This window comes from uncultured Porticoccus sp. (assembly GCF_963975625.1).
Lineage (GTDB): Bacteria > Pseudomonadota > Gammaproteobacteria > Pseudomonadales > Porticoccaceae > Porticoccus.
Map to the genome: position 1 here is coordinate 109498 of NZ_CAXBHS010000010.1, position 21623 is coordinate 131120.

Genomic DNA, 21623 nt, shown 5'->3' on the forward strand with positions numbered 1-21623 from the left:
GCCGTTTATTTTGTTCTGTAGAATCCCGTCATGCGCTGGCTCCTAATTGTTCTCACAGGTCTTCTTGCCGTTCTCCAATATCAATTGTGGTTGGGTGAGGGCGGTTTCTCTAAAAAGTTGATGCTGCAGCGTCAAGTCGAACAACAGCGTCAGGAAAATCAGGGGCTGCAACTGAGAAACAGTATTTTGGAAAATGAGGTTGCCAACCTGAAAGACGGTTTTGACAGTATTGAAGAGCGAGCCAGAAAAGATCTTGGCATGATTAAAGAAGGTGAAACGTTTTATATGGTCGTTGAAAAGGAAGATCAGTGATTCATTATTTTTTTTCTTCCCAATGGTTTTGTCTCCAGCCTATGTTCCTGCTGTCGGGGCAGTAAAATGAGCGCTAACTGGATTGTAGTGCCAGCGGCAGGGCAGGGTAGACGCTTTGGTGAGATACTCCCAAAACAATACCAGTTGCTGGCGGGCAAAACGGTAATCGAACATACTCTTGAACGCCTACTACAGATTGACCAGTCGGTTGTCGTCGTAGCGATTAATCCAGCCGATAGCCAGTGGCGGCGATTGCCCGTCTTTTCGCACCCCCGTATCCGCACAGTGCACGGGGGAAAAGAGCGTCCGGATTCCGTTAGGCTGGCCCTCGACTGCCTCCAGCGCGAGGCACACGTGGACGACTGGGTGCTGGTGCACGATGTGGCAAGACCCTGTATCCGTGTCACGGATATCAACAAGTTGATGGATGCACTCAAAACGCACACTGTTGGTGGAATACTGGCGGTACCGGTCAGCGACACTGTAAAGCGGGTTGATCAGCAGGCGGGTATAAGTGCGACTGTCAGCCGCGCTGATTTGTGGCTCGCTCAGACACCGCAAATGTTTCGTTATGGTCTGCTCAGCTGGAGTTTAAACTCGGCTTATCGACAACAATGGCAGCCCACAGATGAGGCGGCTGCGGTTGAGAAACTGGGCCATTCTCCTCTCGTCGTCGAGGGTAGCCGTGATAACATCAAAATTACCCGGCGCGAAGATCTGGCCATCGCTGAGGCAATTATTAAATTTCAGGGCGAGTCTCCGAGGCAGTCCGGCGAATTGGAGTTGCCATGATATGAGAGTCGGTCAGGGTTATGATGTTCATGCCTTTGGAGTGGGCGATCATATTATTGTAGGTGGTGTGACTATTCCCTTTGACCATGGACTGATTGCGCATTCAGATGGTGATGTGCTGATTCACGCATTGTGTGATGCACTTCTGGGTGCCTCGGCGCTCGGCGATATCGGGCAGCACTTCCCCGACTCTGACTCCCGCTATTGCAATGCGGATAGTCGCGGATTACTGCGACAGGTTAAATCACTGGTGGCAGAAAAAGGCTACCGCATGATCAATGCTGATATTACCCTGATTGCCCAGGCCCCGAAAATGTCGCCATATCTTGAGGCGATGCTTGTCAATCTGACCCAGGATCTGGATTGTGATCGCGATCAGTTAAATATCAAGGCCACCACTACAGAGCAACTCGGTTTTGAGGGGCGTGGCGAAGGGATTGGCTGCCAGGCAGTGGTCCTGCTTGACAGTGTTGGCAGATCAACCGTCCAGGATTGATATAGAGCAAGGTGATAGGTAGAAATGACTGGCCGACGGCCAGTATTGAGCTTTATTACCGGACCATCATTTATTACCAGCTGCTTCAGCAAGAAACCCGGGTCAACGTATTGATGCTGGTAAAACAATTTACCGCGTCGGTGCAAATCCGTTGGCCCGCGCGCTCTTCAGGCATGTTTAAACCGTTGCCATTTATCTTTGTGTTGCCGGGAGTGGGCTGTAAACTTGCCGCCACTCCAACCGTGTCCCGAGACAATATGAACAACCGACAGTTTTCCCTCGAATTCCCTTATGCTATTGCTCCGCCCTCTGCCAGCGCGCTGTTTCGCAGTGTCCCCGAAGATTTTCAAGTGACGGAGCAACTGGGTTTTGACTTGTCGGGAGAGGGAGAGCATCTCTGCCTTTATGTAGAAAAACGGGGTCAAAACACACGCTGGGTAGCCGGATTACTGGCGAAGTATTTTGGTGTTGATGACATGGCTGTAGGCCACTGTGGTATGAAAGACCGGCATGCTGTGACCCGGCAGTGGTTCAGTGTACATCTCCCCGGGAAATTACCGGAAAGCCTCGAGCAACCACCGGTACTGGAAGGTTGTCAGGTACTTGCGCAGCGTCGCCACCCTAAAAAGTTGCGGCGGGGGCAACATGCAGGCAATCAGTTCGTTATCCGGTTGCGCCAAATTGACGGGGACGTTTCTGCGCTGGAACATTCCCTGCAGCAAGTCGTGAATGGTGTTCCGAATTATTTTGGCGAACAGCGTTTTGGTTGGGCCGCTGGCAATCTTGTCGAAGCCAATCGATTGTTGTCGGTGTGGGGTGATACCCCTTCTAATAAAAAGCAGCACAGTGGCCGCAGAAGACAACGATCTCCCATCGACGGGATCTATCTGTCGGCGGCCCGTGCCTACCTGTTTAATTTGGTGCTGGCTGAAAGGGTGAGGTCGGGACATTGGAAGTTGACAATGCCCGGAGAAACTGTCCCTGAAGGCCCGCTCTGGGGGCGCGGACGGAGTGCAGCGCCTCAATCAGTTCAGTTGCTCGAAGATCAGGTTCTCTCTTCCTGGGCTGATTGGACGAATTCACTGGAATACAGTGGACTGCAGCAAGAGCGAAGGTCCTTGCTGTTAATGCCTTCCAATATGCAATACCGATGGCTGAACTGTAATGATCACACTGACCTCGAGCTGTCATTTGAGCTGCCCTCGGGTTGTTTTGCCACTTCGGTATTGCGAGAGCTGGTGACACTTCGACCGATTTGCGGCAATGGCGCCATTTGAGTGCTGTGGTATAGTTCGATTTTATTTTTATCAGGGGTACAAGGGTGAATTCGATTGAGTTAGGTGGCATTGGTATGACCTCTCAGCGGACTCGCGAACGCCTTATCCAGCGACTCAAGGAGCAGGGTATATCCAATCAGAAAGTCCTGGACGTGATGCGTGTAACCCCCCGTCATTTATTTCTCGACGAAGCCCTGTCTCATCGTGCCTATGAAGATACGGCACTTCCTATCGGTTATGGGCAAACGCTTTCACAGCCCTACATCGTTGCGCTGATGACGGAATTGCTTTTATCTTTGGGACCGCGTCGCAAGGTGCTTGAGATCGGCACTGGCTCCGGCTACCAGACAGCGATTCTTGCCCAGCTGGTCGACCAGGTTTACGGTGTTGAGCGAATTAAACCGCTGATTGATAAAGCGCGGGCTCGGTTGCGCCTGCTTGGGCTTAGAAATGTGCGATTATCTCATAGTGACGGTGGTTTTGGCTGGCCTGAAAATGCGCCTTATGATGGCATTCTCAGTGCGGCGGCCCCGAACGAGGTGCCCGATGAACTGTTACATCAATTAGCCCCCGACGGTGTTCTTGTTATCCCCGTTGGCTCTGGAGAGGTTCAGGAATTACGGGTTATAACTCGGCAAGGGGATAGCAGAAATTTTGAAGAGCGAGTAGTTGAACAGGTGCGGTTTGTACCCTTGCTCAGTGGCCTCAGCCGTTAACGTTTCCGGGTTTTTTGATGGTTTTATTTAAGCGCTGGCTGTTGCTTTTCCTGAAAGGTATGGCGATGGGAGCCGCAGATGTCGTGCCCGGGGTTTCCGGCGGAACGATTGCCTTCATTAGCGGTATTTATGAAGACTTACTGAACTCAATCCGCTCGATTAATCTCCACTCACTGAAGTTGCTGAAAAATGAAGGCCCCACCGCATTTTGGCGAGCCATTAATGGTAATTTCCTGCTGGCACTGTTCAGTGGCATTTTACTGAGTATTGCATCTTTTGCCTCGCTGGTTAGCCATCTTCTGGAGAGTCAGCCCATCCTGGTCTGGTCCTTTTTCTTTGGTCTAATTGTCGCGTCTATTGTTTATATATTTCGTCAGTTGCCTCGTCTGCGATGGCCGGAATGGACTTTTTTATGGGTGGGAACCCTGATGGCCCTTGGTATTTCTCTGACGCCCCCGATCCAGGGGTCCACCGACTGGCTGATGGTTTTTATGGCGGGAACCATTGCCATTTGTGCGATGATCCTGCCGGGTGTTTCCGGTAGTTTTATCCTGCTGCTGCTGGGTATGTATCCCATCATGATTGACGCCATCAGCGATTTTCAATGGCAGATTATATTGATTTTCATGCTGGGGTGCGTGACAGGTCTGATGGCTTTTTCTCGCTTCCTGTCTTGGCTTTTGCGCCATTATCATTCGTGCACCATTGCCCTGTTGACCGGATTCCTTCTTGGCTCGCTGTATATTGTCTGGCCCTGGCGGGAGACACTGGAAGTGCTTATTGATAGCCGTGGTCGTGAAACCATATTATCGTCCCGATTGCTGCTGCCGGCAGAATTTGCCCGTGTGACAGGTTTGGACCCAAAGACATTGATGGCAACACTCTGTATGGTCGCGGGCTTGCTTTTGGTTCTGGGCCTGGAATATCTTGGTGGCCAGCAGCGCAAAAAACTCTGAATCGAGAGGTGTGACATTAGAGGGAGAAGTGAGCGTTCGATCTATCCGTCTTGCCGAGGAATCAGACTGCGTTTTTTTCTCCTCTGTGTTGGATTTTTCCTGGTGTCGTCCTGCCATGCCCCACCGCCTGCACCAGTGGACCAGCGACCGCCACCGCCCAGCCAGAAAATCAACTTTCATGTGGTGTCCAGTGACGAGACGCTTTTTGCTATTGCCTGGCGATATGAAAAAGACCTGGAAAAACTTGCTCGCGCCAATGGGCTGTCACCACCCTATACCATTTACCGTGGTCAGCGTCTAACGTTGGACACCAATCGCCTCCCGCCGGTTGTCAGTGCTGCCCCTCCGGTAAAAAAACAACCAAAAAAAGCGGCTATTCCTGCCTCGACAGAAAGAAAGGCTTCTCCGTCGCCGGTTAAAGTGACGAAGCCAGCCCCTAAGCTCCCTGAATCGTTACCTTCAGTCTGGCGCTGGCAGTGGCCTACACAAGGACGTGTGGTCCGATACTTCAATAGTACAGAGTTGTTCAAGGGGATTGATATAGAGAGTCATTCCGGCACGGCAGTAGTGGCTGCGGCACCCGGAGTGGTCGTTTATTCAGGCAGTGGTCTGCGTGGTTATGGGGAGCTCATTATCGTCAAGCACAGTGAGGAATTTCTCAGTGCTTATGCACATTCCCGGCAAATTTTTGTTAAGGAGGGGCAAATGGTTAAAGGGGGTGAAAAAATTGCAGAAGTGGGGGGAGATCCCGCGAATAGTAAAAGACTTTATTTTGAGATTCGCCAAAAAGGTAAACCGGTCAATCCACTGAACTTTCTTCCACGGAAATGATGATTTAACAAGCACTGATGTATGCTGAATATTTATTGGGGGCATTGTTTCGGGATAAGATGACGTGGCCTAATGAGAGACAACGCGTTAATCTAGTTGAGTTGTTTCTACTTGAATTAATCTAGGCGGAAACGTAGGTTGTTGTGCTTGTTGCGTATTAAGAATTTTTGTTGAATAAGGACGCCTGCTTGTGTCGGACGATGATGATTTTCTCGACCCTGAAGAAGTCGATCAAGAAGCGATTGAGGCTGAAGCGATTCCTGTTCACAGTCAGAACAAAGAAGTGTTGGATGCGGCGAGTCTGTATCTAAAAGAAATTGGCTATGCGCCCCTTCTCTCGGCTGAGGAGGAAATTTTTTATTCTCGGGCACTGAGGAATGGTGACGACGCTGCCCGAAAAAAAATGATTGAAAGCAATCTGCGCCTGGTAGTGAAGATTGCCCGCCGTTACATCAATCGGGGTTTATCATTACTGGATCTGATCGAAGAGGGCAATCTCGGGCTCATGCGGGCTGTTGAAAAATTCGATCCCGAGCTGGGCTTTCGTTTCTCTACCTATGCCACATGGTGGATTCGTCAGGCCATTGAGCGGGGGTTGATGAATCAGACCCGTACGATTCGTTTGCCAATACATGTGGTAAAAGAGCTCAATGTGTACCTCAAGGCCTCCCGTAAACTTGCCCAGGAGCTGGATCATGATCCAACAGCGGAGGAGGTTGCCCGCTCACTGGATAAAGGTGTCGATGTGGTATCGCGCATACTCAGGCTCAATGAAAAGACCAGCTCTACAGACGTGCCGATGGGCGGTGACGACGGCAGGATGTTGATCGATACACTGAAAGATGAACACCCCAATGATCCCGAAGAGTTAGCTGAAGATGACGACATACATCATGCCCTGACCCTATGGCTGTCCCAGCTTACCGACAAGCAGCAGGAAGTGATTGCACGTCGCTTTGGCCTTTTCGGTTACGATTCTGCAACGCTTGAAGAAGTGGGTATTGAGGTAGGGTTAACCCGAGAAAGGGTTCGTCAGATTCAGGTCGAGGCTTTGCGCAGGTTGCGGGAAATCCTCAAAAAACAGGGTGTCGATAGTGCCATGTTGTTCGAGGAAAAGTGACGTTGTCCTGTGTGCCTCACCGCCTGTGTCCTGATTGCAGTCTGGTGTCAGGCGGTTGTTGTTTTTTCCAGAAATCCAAGATGTTTCTGTACCAATTGCAGGGTTGGCTTAAACAGTTTCGGTGATGCACAGACAATATTTCCGCTCTCCATGAAGCCGTTGTCACCCCTGAAATCGCTGACCAGTCCGCCCGCTTCTTTCACCAACAGTACCCCGGCCGCAATATCCCAAGGCTTCAGGTTCATCTCCCAGAAAGCATCGAAACGGCCAGCAGCCAGATAGGCCAGGTCGAGCGACGCAACCCCGAGGCGCCTGATACCCGACGATTCTTTGGCCAGATCGGACAAGCAGGCCAGATAGGGTTCCATAAACGCTATTGATGGCTGGTTGAAGGGTATACCGGTAGCAACCACTGCGCCGGCCAGTCCAACCCGACCCGACACCCGCAGACGTTTACCGTTCAGAAATGCACCATGGCCACGACTGGCAGTAAACTCCTCAAGGCGCATTGGATCGAAAACCACACCGTGTTCAAGGCGACCTTTGTGTCGGCAGCCAATGGATACCGCAAAATGTGGAATGCCGTGAATGAAATTGGTGGTGCCATCCAGTGGGTCAATAATCCACTGGTAGTCATTGTCGTTGCCTTCAAGCAGTCCTGACTCTTCTCCAAGGATGGTGTGATCCGGGAATGCTTTGCGAAGGTGGTAGATGATTTCCTTCTCTGCAGCATGGTCGATCTCGGTGACGAAATCGTTGCGGCCCTTCTCGTCAATCCTGATCAAATCCACGCGTTCTGTGGCACGGGCGATCATTTCACCGGCCTTACGTGCAGCGCGGAGGGCGATATTGACCATAGGTTCCATCGTAAAAGATTCCAGTCTGGGTAAAGCGCGGCATTGTAACAGAGAGGGATAGAGGCGGGGAGGGTAAAAGCGGTGAATTCATCTCTTCAATTCTGCTAGAATTCGCGCCTCCGGCAAACAGTTGTCGGGTAATGCATTATTAATGAACAACTCGGAAAGTTAGTTTTTCGATCTCGTCTGCTGGAACCCCTATGAGCCATTTTGATAGCGTGCGTGTTGTGCTGGTTAATAGCACTCATCCCGGAAATATCGGCGGGGCTGCCCGCGCCATTAAAAATATGGGGTTGTCGCGGTTGTATCTGGTCGCGCCCAAGGACTTTCCCGCCGATCGGGCAGTATGGCGAGCAGCCAGTGCCGTCGATGTGTTGGATAATGCGATTGTCGTCGATAGTCTCGACGAGGCAATTGCCGGTTGCGGTCTGGTGGTGGGCACTAGTGCCCGTGAGCGTCGTATTCCCTGGCCGTTACTGAACCCCCGTGAGTGCGGTGAACGCGTCTGGCGGGAAGCGGCACACCATGATGTGGCCGTCGTTTTTGGTAGAGAGGACCGAGGGCTCACCAATGAGGAGCTGCAAAAGTGTAACTATCATGTGCACATTCCCTCCAACCCGGAATACAGTTCGTTGAATCTGGCTGCGGCTGTTCAGGTGCTGTGCTACGAAGTACGTATGGCGTCATTGTCCGCAGCCCAGAGTGAATCGCCCCTATTGCCCGATTGGGATATGCCCCCCGCCAGGGCAGAGGATCTCGAATTATATTTTCAGCATTTGGAGCAGGCTTTGGTTGATCTCGGCTTCCATGACCGTGCAAATCCCCGCCAAACCATGACCCGCTTGCGACGCCTGTATGGCCGAATCCGGCTGGATGAAATGGAATTGTCGATTCTCCGAGGTGTGCTTACCTCCATTCAGAATGCGGTACATCGCATGCAGTGTGCCTCACAGAAAAAACCCGATTCATAATGTTTCAGTCTGCAATAAAATAACCTACTAAATTAGTATGTTATTTAGTTGATTAAAATACTTGGTTTTTACATAATAGCCCCACTTGGATTTTTAATTCGTCATTGCGGGAAAAACATTATGCGGCTGACAACTCGTGGTCGATACGCGGTCACTGCCATGCTGGATTTGGCGTTAAATAACGAATGTGGGCCAATTAGCCTGGCGGACATTTCCCATCGGCAGGAAATTTCGCTTTCCTATTTGGAGCAATTGTTTGCCAAATTGCGTCAGAACAATCTGGTGAATAGTGTTCGTGGCCCCGGTGGCGGTTATTGTCTGGCCCGAAGCAGTGATGCCATCAGTGTTGCCGAAATTATTGATGCTGTGAATGAGTCGATTGATGCGACCAGTTGTAGTGGCAAGGGTAATTGCCACAACGGTGATATATGTTTGACCCATCACCTCTGGGACGATTTGAGCCGTCAAATTCATCGTTTCCTCAGCGGCATTTCTCTGGATAGCCTGGTGCATCAGCAGGAAGTGCAAGTTGTCATGTTGCGCCAGAACGATCAGGCCGATGCCAATTCAGGCTGCGCAAAAGTCTAGGAGTCTTTGCATGAAATTGCCTATATATCTTGATTATTCTGCTACCACACCGGTTGATCCACGGGTAGCTGCCAAGATGTCTGGGTGCCTTACCAATGACGGTATCTTTGGCAATCCGGCCTCGCGCTCGCACTCTTTTGGCTGGCAGGCAGAGGCGGTGGTTGAAGAAGCCAGGACTCAAGTGGCAGAGCTTGTTAATGCTGATCCACGGGAAATCATCTGGACATCTGGTGCCACTGAGGCAGATAACCTGGCGATTAAGGGTTGTGCCCACTTCAACCAGAAAAAGGGCAAGCATATTATTACTTCAAAAATCGAACACAAGGCTGTTTTGGACACTTGTCGACAGTTGGAGCGTGAGGGCTTAGAGGTGACTTATCTCGATCCTGATCCCGACGGTATTATTCAGCCTCAGGTCGTCGCCGATGCCATTCGTGAAGATACAACGCTGGTTTCGCTAATGCATGTCAATAATGAGATTGGCACGATTAACGATATTGCTGCTATCGGTGAGATCTGTCGTGACCGGAGAGTATTTTTTCATGTGGATGCAGCCCAGAGTACCGGCAAGCAGCCGATTGATCTGCAGGCAATGAAAGTGGATTTGATGGCGTTTTCCGCCCATAAAACTTACGGTCCAAAGGGGATCGGTGCCCTTTATGTCCGGCGGAAACCGCGTGTGCGCATTGAGGCGCAAACTCACGGCGGTGGTCATGAGCGGGGCATGCGTTCTGGTACGCTGCCTACCCATCAGATTGTCGGTATGGGCGAAGCTTTTCGGATAGCCAGGGAAGAAATGGCCGAGGAAAACAAACGGGTACTAGCGCTGCGCAATCGTCTTCGGGATGGCATTCGTGACCTGGACGAGGTGCATCTCAATGGTTCCATGCGGCATCGCATCGCTGGTAACTTAAATGTTAGTTTTGCCTTTGTCGAAGGGGAGTCGTTGATCATGGCGCTAAAAGACCTGGCCGTTTCTTCCGGATCTGCCTGTACTTCAGCGAGCCTGGAGCCCTCCTATGTATTGCGCGCGCTGGGGCTTGACGATGAGTTGGCGCATAGCTCTATTCGCTTCTCCATTGGCCGCTTTACGACCGCTGAAGAAATTGATTATGCGATTGCCAAGGTGCGTGAGGCGGTTACCAAATTGCGTGAGTTATCCCCGCGTTGGGATATGTTTAAAGACGGTGTCGATCTCAGTCAGGTCGAATGGGCCGCACATTAACGTTGAGAAGTTGAATCATGGCATACAGCGAAAAAGTTCTGGACTATTACGAAAATCCCCGCAACGTTGGCTAGTTAGACGACAAAGTCAGTAATGTCGGGGCCGGCATGGTCGGTGCCCCGGCTGGTGGTGATGTGCTTGCAGATCCAGGTGAATGATCTCGGAATCATCGAAGATGTCAAATTCAAGACCTGCGGATGTGATTCAGCGATGGCCTCTTTGAAGATATCAGTGCTGCCTTGGCGCAGGATGGCAAAGCCCTGATGCATGACAGGTAGTACCGTTGCCTTGATGATGATCCGGCCCATTGTGGTGAAAAAATCCTTGAAGCCATCCAGATGGCATGGATTGAAGAACTCGATTAGAATGAACCACAGCTTCAATATGCTACCAAGGGGTGTTAATGAGCTCAAAAGAAGAGCTTTATAAAGTACTGGTTGAATCAGTTCCCTACGGCACCCTTTTCTTTGCTTACGGCGTCTGTATCGATGCCAACAAACATGCACTCGCCCTTTTGGGCTGCGACCTCAAGCAGCTGGTGGGCGCTTCAGTGGACAGCATTACCGGTGACGAATCCACCGCGCTTGTCGATCTCAAGTTGCAACTGAAAAAAGCCTTGCGGAACCGTACTGAAAAGCTGGACTGGTCATGTCCCGGTCGTACCGAAACTGTGGCTGTCAGTATTGTTTATGTGGGTGACGACAATAGAGAACTGGTGGTTATGCTGCACACTCAGGAATTGGCCTGCGATGTTGCTTCACCTTCTGTCAGTGAGCCGGGATTCGTCGCCGGTGCTGAATCACTCGAAAATGTCGAAGTTAGCTCCCCTGATGTGATATTGCCCGCCAGTGATATTTATGACGGTGCTGATGTTGTCGTCGATGATGAAGATGTCAGCAATCCAGGCGTTAAGCCCTGGGAGGAGTCTGCCAGGGATCACTATTATGACAGTCTTACGGGTTTGCCCAATCGACAATTGCTGATTCAGTCCATCAGCCGGTATCTGGCCCTCCATGACAGTCAGCCGATATGTGGTGCCCTGATGATTGTCGACCTTGATCACTTCAAGGATATTAATGATTCCTGGGGCAATGCTGTGGGAGATCAGGTGATCAAGAAGATTGGTCAGACGTTATCTCGCCTTGTTACTGGGGGTAACGTGCTTGCCCGTATGAGCGGCGATGAGTTCGTGCTTTTTATTCCCCATCTGTCTGATGACTTGTCAAAAGCCGCTTGGAGTGCGCAGTCGTTGGCCGAAAAGTTGGGTGAAATGGTTGCGAGCCCTCTGTTTCTCGATGGCCATGAAGTCATACTGACCGCCAGTGTCGGTATTGCACTTATTTCAGACAGCGGCATCAGTGCCGAGCGCGTACTCCAGTTTGCCGATACAGCCATGTACGAGGCGAAGCGCAAGGGCCGCAACAGCATCGCTTTTTTTGATCCCTGCATTTCGGAGAAAGCGCAGCGGCAGATTGGCATGAATACCCGATTGCGCAAGGCAATGGATAACCACGAGTTTGTGCTCTATATCCAGCCGCAAATTTCTGTTGAGACAGGACAGTTACTGGGTGGTGAGGCGCTATTGCGCTGGATGAATTCGGATAAAATAACCAACATGCCTTCGGAGTTTATTCCGGTACTTGAATCTTCCGGTCTGATCGTAGACGTAGGCCGGTGGGTTATTCGCACCTCTTGTGAGTACATCCGGAATTTTATTGATCAGGGTATCTGGCAAGACCACATGCGGCTCGGCATCAATATCAGCCCACGCCAGTTTCGCGATCCCCAATTGCTGGATATCGTCCAGCACAGCATGAGCAGTTACAACATAGACCCAAGCTTCCTCAATTTCGAAGTCACGGAAAATCTGGTCATTGAAGATGTGGATGAGGCCATTCGCAAGATGGAGGCAATCAAATCGCTGGGTTCCATGTTTTCAATTGATGATTTCGGTATTGGCTACTCTTCCATGATTTACCTGAAGCGTCTGCCGTTTGACCAGCTGAAGATTGATCGTGAGTTTATCCGAAATATTCATCGCGACCCCGAGAGTCGGGGTATTGTGGAAGCTATCATGGCTGTGTCAAAGCAGTATGGTTTGAAAGTTACCGCGGAGGGGGTCGAGACACCGGAAGCCCTTGAGATACTTCGGGAGCTGGGTTGCCATTCCTATCAGGGTGCCCACTTCAGTATGCCTATTTCCTGTGATCGTTTTACCAAACTGCTGGCTGCCTGACTTTCCAGAAGAATCGGAATTTACTTTTGCTCTTTCTTGTAACCCTTTGTACCAAAGCGTAAAATGGCGCCTTTTTAAGCAGACATGTACGGTCGTATTTTGCGACTTTCTTTCGCTTCTTTACCTGCCGCCATCTTTTGGAGACCCTAAATGGCTATAGAACGCACCCTTTCCATCATCAAGCCAGATGCAGTGAGCAAAAATGTTATTGGTCAGATCTATTCACGGTTTGAAAAGGCCGGCCTGAAAGTCGTTGCAGCAAAAATGATGCACCTTTCCGAAGAAAAAGCCGGTGGCTTTTATGCGGAGCACAAAGAGCGCCCGTTTTATGCCGATTTGGTGGGTTTTATGACCTCTGGTCCTGTCATGATCCAGGTGCTTGAGGGCGAAAATGCTGTGATCGTTAACCGCGATCTTATGGGAGCAACGAATCCCAAAGAAGCGGCAGCTGGCACTATTCGTGCCGACTTTGCCGAATCGATTGACGCCAATGCTGTGCACGGTTCAGATTCACCGGCTTCAGCCGCCCGTGAAATTTCCTATTTCTTTGATGATGGTGAAATTTGCCCACGCTAGTTTCTGTCATTTCCGGTATCGCCGTGCAGAATAAGCCATGAGCCTAATTCTTGCCGACGTCAATACCGCCGTTGAGCCCCAGGGGTTGAAAACCAATCTGCTGGGGCTTTCTGCTGAAAAATTGTCAGACTTTTTTGTTAATACGCTGGCAGAAAAACCCTTCCGTGCTTCGCAAATATTGAAGTGGATACACCAGCTGGGTGTGGATGACTTTGATCAGATGACCAATCTGTCTAAGCCCCTGCGCGAGAGGCTCAAGCAGGTTGCCGAGATTCGCGCTCCGGAGGTGGTTTCCCAACAGGATTCCACAGACGGCACTCGAAAATGGCTGATTCGCGTTACTGGTGGCAGCTGCATTGAAACAGTGTTCATCCCGGAAAAGGATCGAGGTACGCTCTGTGTCTCATCTCAGGTGGGCTGTTCACTGGACTGCAGCTTTTGTGCAACCGGGAAACAGGGATTTAACCGAGATCTGACGGCCGCAGAAATTATTGGGCAGGTCTGGATAGCTGCCAAATCTTTTGATTCCCTGGGTGTCGGAAAAGACCGGGTGGTGAGTAATGTCGTCATGATGGGTATGGGCGAGCCGCTACTCAACTTTGAGAACGTTGTCGACGCCATGGGTCTGATGCTTCATGACAATGCCTATGGACTGTCAAAGCGCCGGGTGACCTTGAGCACATCAGGTGTCGTTCCGGCACTGGATCGGCTCGGCGATGTTTCGGATGTCTCGCTGGCTATTTCTCTTCACGCACCCAACGATGCGTTGCGCGACCAGTTAGTACCGATCAATAAAAAATACCCGATTGCCATGTTGCTTGACTCCGCCCGTCGTTACCTTGACAAGATGCCTGACGTGCGCCGCAAGATTACTATTGAATATACGATGATGGACCGGATAAATGATCGCGATGAGCATGCGCGGGAGTTGGCCCTATTGCTGAAAGATATCCCCTGCAAAATCAACCTGATTCCGTTTAACCCGTTTACCGGTTCATCCTACAGGCGAGTGACCAACACCGCGCTAAATCGTTTCAGGGATATCCTTCATCAGGAGGGATATACCGTAACTGTCCGAACGACTCGTGGAGACGATATTGCGGCAGCCTGTGGCCAGCTTGCCGGTACGGTCAACGACAGGACCCGCCGTAGTCAACGCTATCAACAAGAACAGCAAGTAGTGCCCGTGAGGTTTATAGGTTGATTATAAGGTTTAGTGGGCCACAGAGGTCATGCGTATGAAGCGGAAATTGTCCTCAGTATTTTTTATTGTCGGGCTGCTGGCCGTGTTGCTCTCCGTTGGTTGTTCGACGACAAAAACTGGTACCGATGTCGATAAGCAGAGGGTATTGGAAAATCGTCTTGATCTCGCGATGGGGTATTTGACAAGGGGGGATCATGAGCGCACCCGCTTTCACCTCAATAAAGCGATGGAAGTAGACAGTAGTTCTCCTGCTGTGCACGACGCCTGGGCATTGTTGTATCAACAGGAAAAAGAATTTGAAGAAGCAGAGAGTCATTTTCGTAAGGCACTGAGCTATGACCCGACATTTACCCGGGGACGCAATAATTACGGTATGTTCCTGCTGAACATGGATCGCTTCGAAGATGCCTATGATCAGTTTCTGAAAGGCTCCGAGGACCTCGGTTACCCCAGGCGAGCTGAACTTTTTCTCAAGGTTGGTGTGACGGCGCTACAGCTCAACAAGGTGTCAGAGGCTGAAGCTGCTTTTGAGAAAGCGCTAGATCTGGATTCACGAATGTCTCTGGCGCATATCGAGTTGGCTGATCTGGCTTTCAGAAGGGGTGACTATCAGCGGGCACAGCAACGGTTAAATCAATACAACAGTACCAGAAACAGCCCTACTCCCCGGGGGCTTTGGCTGGGAGTCAGGCTTGCGGATAAATTGGGTAATAGTGATGCAGAGGCTAGCCAGGGGCTGGCGTTGAGGAACCTTTATCCTGATTCACGGGAGAATCAGCAATACAAAAACTGGTTGAATAATGAGCAAAAACCCTAGCGAGGAACCATTGCAGCAACCTGTGCCGGAAAAAACTTCGCCCGGGGAAATCCTGCGTCGGACCAGAAGGGAGCGCGGGCTAAGTATCGAGGATGTCACCGGAGGAATGGGTATAACGAAGGCGACTCTGAATGCGTTGGAAAATGATGATTTTGACCGTTTGCCATCGCCTCTTTTCGTCAAAGGTTACGTCAAAACCTACTGTGCCTTACTGGGTCTCCCCGATCAGGATTTGCTTGTAAACCTCGAACAATCGATGAGTGATTTGGGTATTCACCAGCGAGAGCCCGCCATAAAATTCCCGCCTGCACCAAATAGAATCGGCCGTTTCTTAAAAAATGTCCTTCCCTTGGCGGTGGTGACCATTTTGATTGTGATTGCATTACTGCTGGTCATTCAAGTGGCTGATAGAGTTAAATTACCTTTTTTTGACAGTGGCAAACCATTGCTCGGTTCAGCCAGATCCACTGTTCTGAGTATGAAACCGGCCATGGCCTCAATAATGGATCAGGAAGTCAAAGAGTCAGACGATACAGTAGATAAGCAGGATAATCCTCAGACGATGACGCTAAATGTCACCCAGCAGAGCTGGGTAGAGGTGTTCGATGCCTCTGGTGATCTTTTGCTTGCTGACCTCCAGCCACCGGGAACACGGCTAGAGGTAACCGGTGATGCACCTTTTAAGGTGAACTTGGGTTATGCGCAGGGCGTGGAAATTCATTACGGCGGGAAAGTGGTGCCGGTATCCAATATCGCTGCAGATAACACGGCTTTTGTTAGCGTCGGTCTTGACTCTGATCTGGAAAATTGAAAAGTTATGCAATCCCTGTCACCCATTGTAAGAAGAAAATCACGTCAGATTATGGTGGGCAATGTGCCAGTGGGCGGTGATGCGCCTATAACCATTCAAAGCATGACCAATACAGAAACTACTGACGTGACGGCCACGGTCTCACAGATCAATCGGCTGATTGCCGCAGGTGCTGACATTGTCAGGGTATCCGTGCCCTCTATGGAAGCAGCAGAGGCGTTTGGTGCTATCCGCAAACAGGTTGCGGTACCTTTGGTGGCCGATATTCACTTCGATTATCGCATTGCCCTCAGAGTGGCAGATCTCGGGGTGGACTGCCTACGCATAAATCCGGGCAACATAGGACGTGAAAAACGTGTTCAGGCTGTGGTCGATAAAGCGCGGGACCTGAATATTCCGATCCGGATTGGTGTCAATGCTGGCTCGCTGGAAAAAGATCTACAAAAAAAATACGGTGAGCCGACGCCAGACGCACTGGTTGAGTCCGCGATGAGACACGTTGAGATTCTCGACAAGCTCAATTTTCATAACTTCAAGCTGAGCCTGAAAGCCTCAGATATTTTCATGGCGGTGGCTGCCTATCGAAAAATTGCCACTATGATTGATAACCCCTTACATTTGGGGATCACTGAAGCGGGCGGCTTGCGTGGTGGAACGGTCAAATCCTCTATTGGCCTCGGTTTGCTTTTGATGGATGGCATCGGTGATACCATTCGCGTATCGCTTGCAGCCGATCCCGTAGAAGAGGTTAAGGTGGGCTGGGACATGCTGAAAAGTCTCAGATTGCGTAGCAAAGGGGTTAACTTTATAGCCTGCCCCAGCTGTTCCCGACAAAATTTTGACGTCATTAAAACCATGAATGAATTGGAGTTGCGCCTTGAAGATATTACGACTCCGATAGATGTGGCTGTTATCGGCTGTATCGTGAATGGCCCGGGAGAAGCAAAGGAAGTTGACTTGGGCCTGACTGGAGGTACGCCCAATAACCTGGTTTATATCGATGGCAAGCCAAGCCAGAAGCTTTCCCAGAACAATTTGGTGGATGAGCTCGAAAACTTAATTCGCAACAAAGCTGCCCTCAAAGCAGCACAACAAGAAAATCTCATAGCGAAATCCTGATGAAAAAAATGCAATCCATTCGGGGTATGAATGATCTGCTCCCCGAAGAGTCACCTGTTTGGCAATACCTCGAACGCTCTGTTGCGGATTTACTGGCACGATATGGTTACCGGGAAATTCGCTTTCCGGTCATCGAATCAACCGATCTGTTCAAGCGTTCCATAGGGGAGGTGACTGACATTGTCGAAAAGGAAATGTATACCTTTAATGATCGCAATGGTGAGAGTCTGACCCTGCGTCCTGAGGGCACAGCAGGCTGTGTTCGTGCCTGTGAACAGCACGGCCTGCTTTATAATCAGACTCAACGGCTTTGGTATCAGGGACCGATGTTCCGTTATGAACGCCCGCAAAAGGGCCGTCTGCGACAATTTCACCAGATAGGTGTTGAAGTATTTGGCCTCGATGGCCCCGATATTGATGCCGAGTTGCTGGCTATGACATGGCGACTTTGGCAGCAGCTCGGTATTGACCAGCAGGTTGCACTGCAGATCAACTCTCTCGGCACAACTGCATCAAGAGCGCGCTATCGCGATGCGCTGGTCGAGTACCTGACGCGACACAAGGACAGTCTCGATGAGGACAGTCAGCGACGGTTGCACAGCAACCCGATGCGGATTCTCGACAGTAAAAACCCGGCAGTTCAAACAGTCCTGGATGGCGCGCCCGTTCTGGATGATTTCCTAGATGACGAATCATTGCTCCATTTTCAGCAATTGCAGGTATTGCTCAATCAGGCCGGCGTGCCCTATCAGATAAATAGTCGCCTGGTCAGAGGACTTGATTACTACGGCAAGACGGTCTTTGAGTGGGTTACCGATGCGCTGGGGGCGCAGGGAGCCGTCTGTGCCGGTGGCCGTTATGATGGTCTGGTTGAACAATTGGGAGGCAAACACACCCCTGCCGTCGGTTTTGCCATGGGGCTGGAGCGGTTGGTATTGTTGCTTGACGCGGCTGGTGTGGTGCCGGATAGTATCGCCCGGCAACTGGACGTCTATCTGGTAGCAGTGGGTGACGTGCAGGGTAAAGCCATTCAATTGGGTGAAGAGCTGCGGAGTCAGTGTCCACAATTGCGCCTACTTAACCACTGTGGCGGCGGTGGTTTCAAGGCACAAATGAAGAGAGCTGACAAGAGTAGTGCTCTTGTAGCCCTGATCCTCGGTGAGGATGAAGTGGTCAACGATTGCGTTACGGTTAAATTTCTGCGCGAAGATAGACCGCAGGAAAGCATTGCCATTGATAGTGCAGTGGCGTTTTTAAAGCGTATTTTTTTGGTTAACGGGAGCTAGTTGTGGCAGAACATCTCAGTGATGAGGAACAGCTTGAAAGTTTTAAACGCTGGTTTAAAGAAAATGGTCTCTCCACGATTGTCGTTGTCGTATTGGCTGCCGGTGGTTATTTCGGGTGGGAATTCTGGAAAGGCTATAGCGAGAAAACCGCGCAGGCCGCCTCCGTTATCTATCAGCAAATGATGGACACAGCGCTGGTTGACCCTGGTAAGCGCCTCAACGATAGCCAAAAAGACGAAATCGGTGATCTGGCTGTTCAGCTGAAAAAAGATTATTCAGGAACACAGTATGCCCGTTATGCCGCTATGTTATTGGCCAGACTGGCTGTCGAGGATGGTGAGTTTGAAACAGCTGCTGAGCAGCTACAGTGGGCAGATAAAGGAGCTGATGAGGGGCTGTCACTGGTGATAGGGTTGAGATTGGCGCGTATTGAAGCTGTCCGGGGAAATATAGATGCTGCCATAGAACTGCTGAATATCGAGGATGCAAAAACAATGGCCAGTGCCTATGCCGAAGCGCGGGGTGATTTTTATTTGATGAAAGATGATCAGGATTCGGCTCACAGCGCTTACCTGCAGGCTTTGCAGTCTGTTGCACAAAATGACGACCAAAGCCGCTCCATTATCGAACTCAAGTTGAGGCATGTGGCTCCGGCTTCAGAAAACGAGTCTGATTCGATGGGTGCTTTCTCGGAGAACAATAAATGAGAAACCTGTTATGCCTTTTTCTTGCCTCATTACTGGTTTCAGGTTGTGGCCCCTTAAAAAATCTCGGCAGTGGCGGTAATGCGTCAGAAAAAACCGGCCCGGCGGCACTCGTTGCTTTTGAGCAGGAAGTAAACATAACCAAACTGTGGTCGACCAACACCTTGGGTGAATATGCGTCTATCAACGGCGGGATTCGTCCGGTATTGGCAGCTGGTGTTATCTATGCTGCAGATAGTAGTGGTAATGTTGTTGCCGTTGATGCGGGCACCGGTAAGCAAATTTGGAAAAAAAGCATCGATTCACCGCTGGCTGGAGGCGTTGGCCTCGGCGGTAACCTGCTGGTTGTGGCGGGCACAGATGGTGATGTCTTTGCGTTGGAAACCGAAACCGGCGAACAACGTTGGAGTGTTCGGGTTACGAGTGAAGTTTTGGCCGCTCCGGCAGTGAATAACGCTGTCGTCGTCGTGCAAAGCCATGATGGAAAGCTGGTGGGCTTGCACGCTTCCAATGGTGAAAGGCGATGGCAGTATGAAATTGACTCCCCTATTTTAACCCTGCGAGGCACCAGTCCCCCGATTCTGTCAGACGGTATGCTGATAGCCGGGTTCGCAAATGGCAAACTTGTGGCGTTGGCAGCTGAGTCCGGTTCTCTCCTTTGGGAGAATCGGCTGGCCATTCCTCAGGGCCGAACCGAGCTTGAGCGACTGATCGATATTGATGGACGTGCTGTGCTGGTGGATGAGGTGATCTATGCCTCTTCTTATCAGGGGCGAATTGGTGCCATTGCAAAGGCCACAGGACGCGGTATCTGGTACCAGAATTCTTCTTCAGTTCATGACCTAGCCTATGGTCTTGGGCAGGTGTATTCAGTGCAGAAAGACGATGAAGTACGTGCAATCAGAGGTAATAGCGGACAGACACTCTGGAGTAATGATCAGTTGAGTTTACGCAAGTTAAACAGCCCGGTCACCATTGAAGCCTATCTGGCAGTGGCAGATGCAGAAGGTTACCTTCATCTGCTATCACAAACTGATGGTCGATTTGTTGCACGGGTTAAAGTCGATGGTGATGGTGTTACTGCTCCCATGATTGCTGATGGACAAAAACTTTATGTGCAAGATAACGGTGGCGGGTTGACCGCTTATCAGTTTGACTGAAACCGCCATTGAACAGCTGATCTGTTTGATACTTTGATATCTCTGCATAGGCAGTCCTTGCCTGCCAGTTGTATGCTGGTGTTGCCAATAGCCATTCACCGAGCTAAGAAACCATCAATGGGTATAAATACATGATTCCGGTAATTGCTCTGGTTGGACGGCCCAATGTAGGAAAATCTACGCTTTTTAACCGTCTGACGAAAACCCGCGATGCCCTTGTTGCCAATTACCCGGGATTAACCCGAGACCGTAAATATGGTGAAGGGGAAATGTTCGGCCGCAGATATATGTTAATTGATACTGGCGGCATAACAGGAGAAGAAGAGGGTATTGACACGGCGATGGCGGCACAGTCGATGTTGGCTGTTGATGAAGCAGATGCGGTGTTACTTATTGTGGACAGCCGTGATGGTCTGACTCCCGTTGACCGGCGTTTAGCCACCTATCTTCGTGAAAAAGGTCGCCTGGTCTATCTGGTGGCGAACAAGATTGACGGGGTGAATGCCGACGTCGCCATCGCTGAATTTTACGAACTGGGTTTTTCGGACGTTTTTCCCACCACAGCTACTCATGGGCGCGGTGTCAGGCATCTCATGGAAACAGTGCTGGAGCCTTTTCCCGAGTTAGAGGAGCCGATCCAGGCCGATATAGAGCGGCGCATCAAGATTGCCGTTGTCGGTCGTCCCAATGTGGGTAAATCCACCCTGGTAAACCGCTTGCTCGGTGAGGATCGCGTTATTGTCTTTGATTTGCCTGGCACCACCCGCGACAGCATTTATATCGACTATGAGCGGGATGGAAAATCCTATACGCTGATTGATACTGCGGGTATCCGACGCCGTAAAAATGTTTCCCAGACGGTGGAGAAATTCTCCATCGTAAAGACCCTGCAAGCGATTGAAGATGCCAATGTAGTGGTGTTGCTGATTGATGCCCATGAGGGGCTTGTCGATCAGGACATGCATCTTATGGGCACTGCGATTGAGTCAGGCAGAGCATTAGTGGTGGCGGTAAACAAATGGGATGGTTTGGACGCTGATGCCAAGGCCAGAATCAAAACAGAATTACAACGCCGCCTGAGGTTTGTCGAATTTGCGGATATTCATTTTATATCAGCTTTTCACGGGACTGGTGTCGGGCATCTCTACAAATCCATCGAGAAGGCGTACGCTTCGGCAACTGATAAGTTGGGTACTAACCGCCTAACCCGGATTTTGCAGGATGCTGTGACTGAGCATCAGCCTCCCCTGGTGAGAGGGCGTCGTATCAAACTCCGATATGCACATGCTGGTGGACAGAATCCTCCGTTGATCGTCATACATGGTAACCAGACAGCGGATGTGCCCAGTCACTATGCTCGATACTTGGAAAAAGCGTTTCGCAAGGCCCTCGACCTACAAGGGACACCGATTAAGATTGAGTTTCGTTCGGGAGAAAATCCGTTTGCGGGGAAAAAGAACCAACTAACGACTCGGCAGTTAGCGAAAAAGAGACGGTTAATGAAACACGTCAAGAAGAAATAATCGTTTTCCCATCCGTGACCATTGCTTATCAATTAGGCTGCAGCCT

Annotated in this window: 23 protein-coding genes and 1 pseudogene; 23 read left to right on the forward strand and 1 reads right to left on the reverse strand. The window is 50.5% G+C overall.

All coding sequences use genetic code 11. The features are described from left to right. Window positions 1-30: 30 nt before the first annotated feature. From ftsB to rpoS, 8 genes are all read left to right on the forward strand, one after another. Window positions 31-312, forward strand: a complete 282-nt coding sequence (gene ftsB / locus AACZ64_RS10335) for a cell division protein FtsB (protein ID WP_036860112.1) — start codon at window positions 31-33, stop codon at window positions 310-312. A 66-nt stretch (window positions 313-378) separates the two neighbouring features. Further along, window positions 379-1104: a 2-C-methyl-D-erythritol 4-phosphate cytidylyltransferase gene (gene ispD, locus AACZ64_RS10340; RefSeq protein WP_293615629.1), complete on the forward strand. Its 726-nt coding sequence runs from the start codon at window positions 379-381 to the stop codon at window positions 1102-1104. A 1-nt stretch (window position 1105) separates the two neighbouring features. Beyond that, the gene (ispF, locus tag AACZ64_RS10345) at window positions 1106-1600 is read left to right on the forward strand and encodes a 2-C-methyl-D-erythritol 2,4-cyclodiphosphate synthase (protein WP_293615630.1); all 495 of its coding nucleotides are present in this window, start codon (window positions 1106-1108) and stop codon (window positions 1598-1600) included. Window positions 1601-1611: 11 nt separating this feature from the next. After that, window positions 1612-2877 (forward strand): tRNA pseudouridine(13) synthase TruD, encoded by a 1266-nt coding sequence (locus tag AACZ64_RS10350; protein ID WP_293615631.1) that lies wholly within the window; start codon window positions 1612-1614, stop codon window positions 2875-2877. A gap of 44 nt (window positions 2878-2921) precedes the next feature. Beyond that, the gene (locus AACZ64_RS10355) at window positions 2922-3593 is read left to right on the forward strand and encodes a protein-L-isoaspartate(D-aspartate) O-methyltransferase (protein WP_293615632.1); all 672 of its coding nucleotides are present in this window, start codon (window positions 2922-2924) and stop codon (window positions 3591-3593) included. A gap of 17 nt (window positions 3594-3610) precedes the next feature. Further along, window positions 3611-4549 (forward strand): DUF368 domain-containing protein, encoded by a 939-nt coding sequence (locus tag AACZ64_RS10360; RefSeq protein ID WP_293615633.1) that lies wholly within the window; start codon window positions 3611-3613, stop codon window positions 4547-4549. Window positions 4550-4732: 183 nt separating this feature from the next. Next, a complete protein-coding gene (locus tag AACZ64_RS10365) occupies window positions 4733-5380 on the forward strand; it encodes a peptidoglycan DD-metalloendopeptidase family protein (RefSeq protein WP_293615702.1) in 648 nt (215 codons plus the stop codon). A gap of 190 nt (window positions 5381-5570) precedes the next feature. Beyond that, window positions 5571-6500: an RNA polymerase sigma factor RpoS gene (gene rpoS, locus AACZ64_RS10370; RefSeq protein WP_293615634.1), complete on the forward strand. Its 930-nt coding sequence runs from the start codon at window positions 5571-5573 to the stop codon at window positions 6498-6500. A gap of 47 nt (window positions 6501-6547) precedes the next feature. On the opposite strand, the gene AACZ64_RS10375 is transcribed toward rpoS, so the two are convergent. After that, window positions 6548-7366: an inositol monophosphatase family protein gene (locus AACZ64_RS10375; protein WP_293615635.1), complete on the reverse strand. Its 819-nt coding sequence runs from the start codon at window positions 7364-7366 to the stop codon at window positions 6548-6550. Window positions 7367-7557: 191 nt separating this feature from the next. Between AACZ64_RS10375 and trmJ the strand changes: the two genes are divergently transcribed. The 15 genes and pseudogenes from trmJ to der all read left to right on the forward strand — a co-directional run bounded on the left by trmJ (window position 7558) and on the right by der (window position 21577). Next, window positions 7558-8328 (forward strand): tRNA (cytosine(32)/uridine(32)-2'-O)-methyltransferase TrmJ, encoded by a 771-nt coding sequence (gene trmJ / locus AACZ64_RS10380; RefSeq protein ID WP_293615636.1) that lies wholly within the window; start codon window positions 7558-7560, stop codon window positions 8326-8328. Between the two features lie 120 nt (window positions 8329-8448). After that, window positions 8449-8916, forward strand: coding sequence for a Fe-S cluster assembly transcriptional regulator IscR (gene iscR / locus AACZ64_RS10385; protein WP_293615637.1), 468 nt, complete (start codon window positions 8449-8451; stop codon window positions 8914-8916). A gap of 10 nt (window positions 8917-8926) precedes the next feature. Then, on the forward strand, window positions 8927-10141 hold the full coding sequence (locus AACZ64_RS10390) for an IscS subfamily cysteine desulfurase (protein ID WP_293615638.1): 1215 nt from the start codon (window positions 8927-8929) through the stop codon (window positions 10139-10141). Between the two features lie 17 nt (window positions 10142-10158). Then, window positions 10159-10372: pseudogene (locus AACZ64_RS10395) on the forward strand (iron-sulfur cluster assembly scaffold protein); the annotation flags it as partial. An 89-nt stretch (window positions 10373-10461) separates the two neighbouring features. Beyond that, on the forward strand, window positions 10462-10506 hold the full coding sequence (locus AACZ64_RS10400; RefSeq protein ID WP_235189953.1) for a hypothetical protein: 45 nt from the start codon (window positions 10462-10464) through the stop codon (window positions 10504-10506). A 38-nt stretch (window positions 10507-10544) separates the two neighbouring features. After that, a complete protein-coding gene (locus tag AACZ64_RS10405; protein ID WP_293615639.1) occupies window positions 10545-12377 on the forward strand; it encodes a bifunctional diguanylate cyclase/phosphodiesterase in 1833 nt (610 codons plus the stop codon). A 150-nt stretch (window positions 12378-12527) separates the two neighbouring features. After that, on the forward strand, window positions 12528-12953 hold the full coding sequence (gene ndk, locus AACZ64_RS10410) for a nucleoside-diphosphate kinase (protein WP_293615640.1): 426 nt from the start codon (window positions 12528-12530) through the stop codon (window positions 12951-12953). 37 nt (window positions 12954-12990) lie between these two features. Further along, window positions 12991-14157 carry a 23S rRNA (adenine(2503)-C(2))-methyltransferase RlmN gene (gene rlmN / locus AACZ64_RS10415; protein ID WP_293615641.1) on the forward strand — a complete coding sequence of 389 codons (1167 nt, stop codon included), beginning with the start codon at window positions 12991-12993 and terminating at the stop codon, window positions 14155-14157. 34 nt (window positions 14158-14191) lie between these two features. Further along, window positions 14192-14974, forward strand: coding sequence for a type IV pilus biogenesis/stability protein PilW (pilW, locus tag AACZ64_RS10420; protein WP_293615642.1), 783 nt, complete (start codon window positions 14192-14194; stop codon window positions 14972-14974). Next, window positions 14958-15785: a RodZ domain-containing protein gene (locus tag AACZ64_RS10425; RefSeq protein ID WP_293615643.1), complete on the forward strand. Its 828-nt coding sequence runs from the start codon at window positions 14958-14960 to the stop codon at window positions 15783-15785. Before pilW ends, AACZ64_RS10425 begins: the two co-directional genes overlap by 17 nt. Before the next feature lie 6 nt (window positions 15786-15791). Then, on the forward strand, window positions 15792-16904 hold the full coding sequence (gene ispG / locus AACZ64_RS10430; protein WP_293615644.1) for a flavodoxin-dependent (E)-4-hydroxy-3-methylbut-2-enyl-diphosphate synthase: 1113 nt from the start codon (window positions 15792-15794) through the stop codon (window positions 16902-16904). Beyond that, complete coding sequence (gene hisS, locus AACZ64_RS10435; protein WP_293615645.1) at window positions 16904-18190, forward strand: histidine--tRNA ligase; 1287 nt, start codon at window positions 16904-16906, stop codon at window positions 18188-18190. Before ispG ends, hisS begins: the two co-directional genes overlap by 1 nt. Before the next feature lie 2 nt (window positions 18191-18192). Continuing rightward, a complete protein-coding gene (locus AACZ64_RS10440) occupies window positions 18193-18897 on the forward strand; it encodes a tetratricopeptide repeat protein (protein WP_293615646.1) in 705 nt (234 codons plus the stop codon). After that, window positions 18894-20054 (forward strand): outer membrane protein assembly factor BamB, encoded by a 1161-nt coding sequence (gene bamB, locus AACZ64_RS10445; protein ID WP_293615647.1) that lies wholly within the window; start codon window positions 18894-18896, stop codon window positions 20052-20054. Before AACZ64_RS10440 ends, bamB begins: the two co-directional genes overlap by 4 nt. Before the next feature lie 131 nt (window positions 20055-20185). After that, window positions 20186-21577 carry a ribosome biogenesis GTPase Der gene (gene der, locus AACZ64_RS10450; RefSeq protein WP_036860129.1) on the forward strand — a complete coding sequence of 464 codons (1392 nt, stop codon included), beginning with the start codon at window positions 20186-20188 and terminating at the stop codon, window positions 21575-21577. Window positions 21578-21623: the final 46 nt, after the last annotated feature.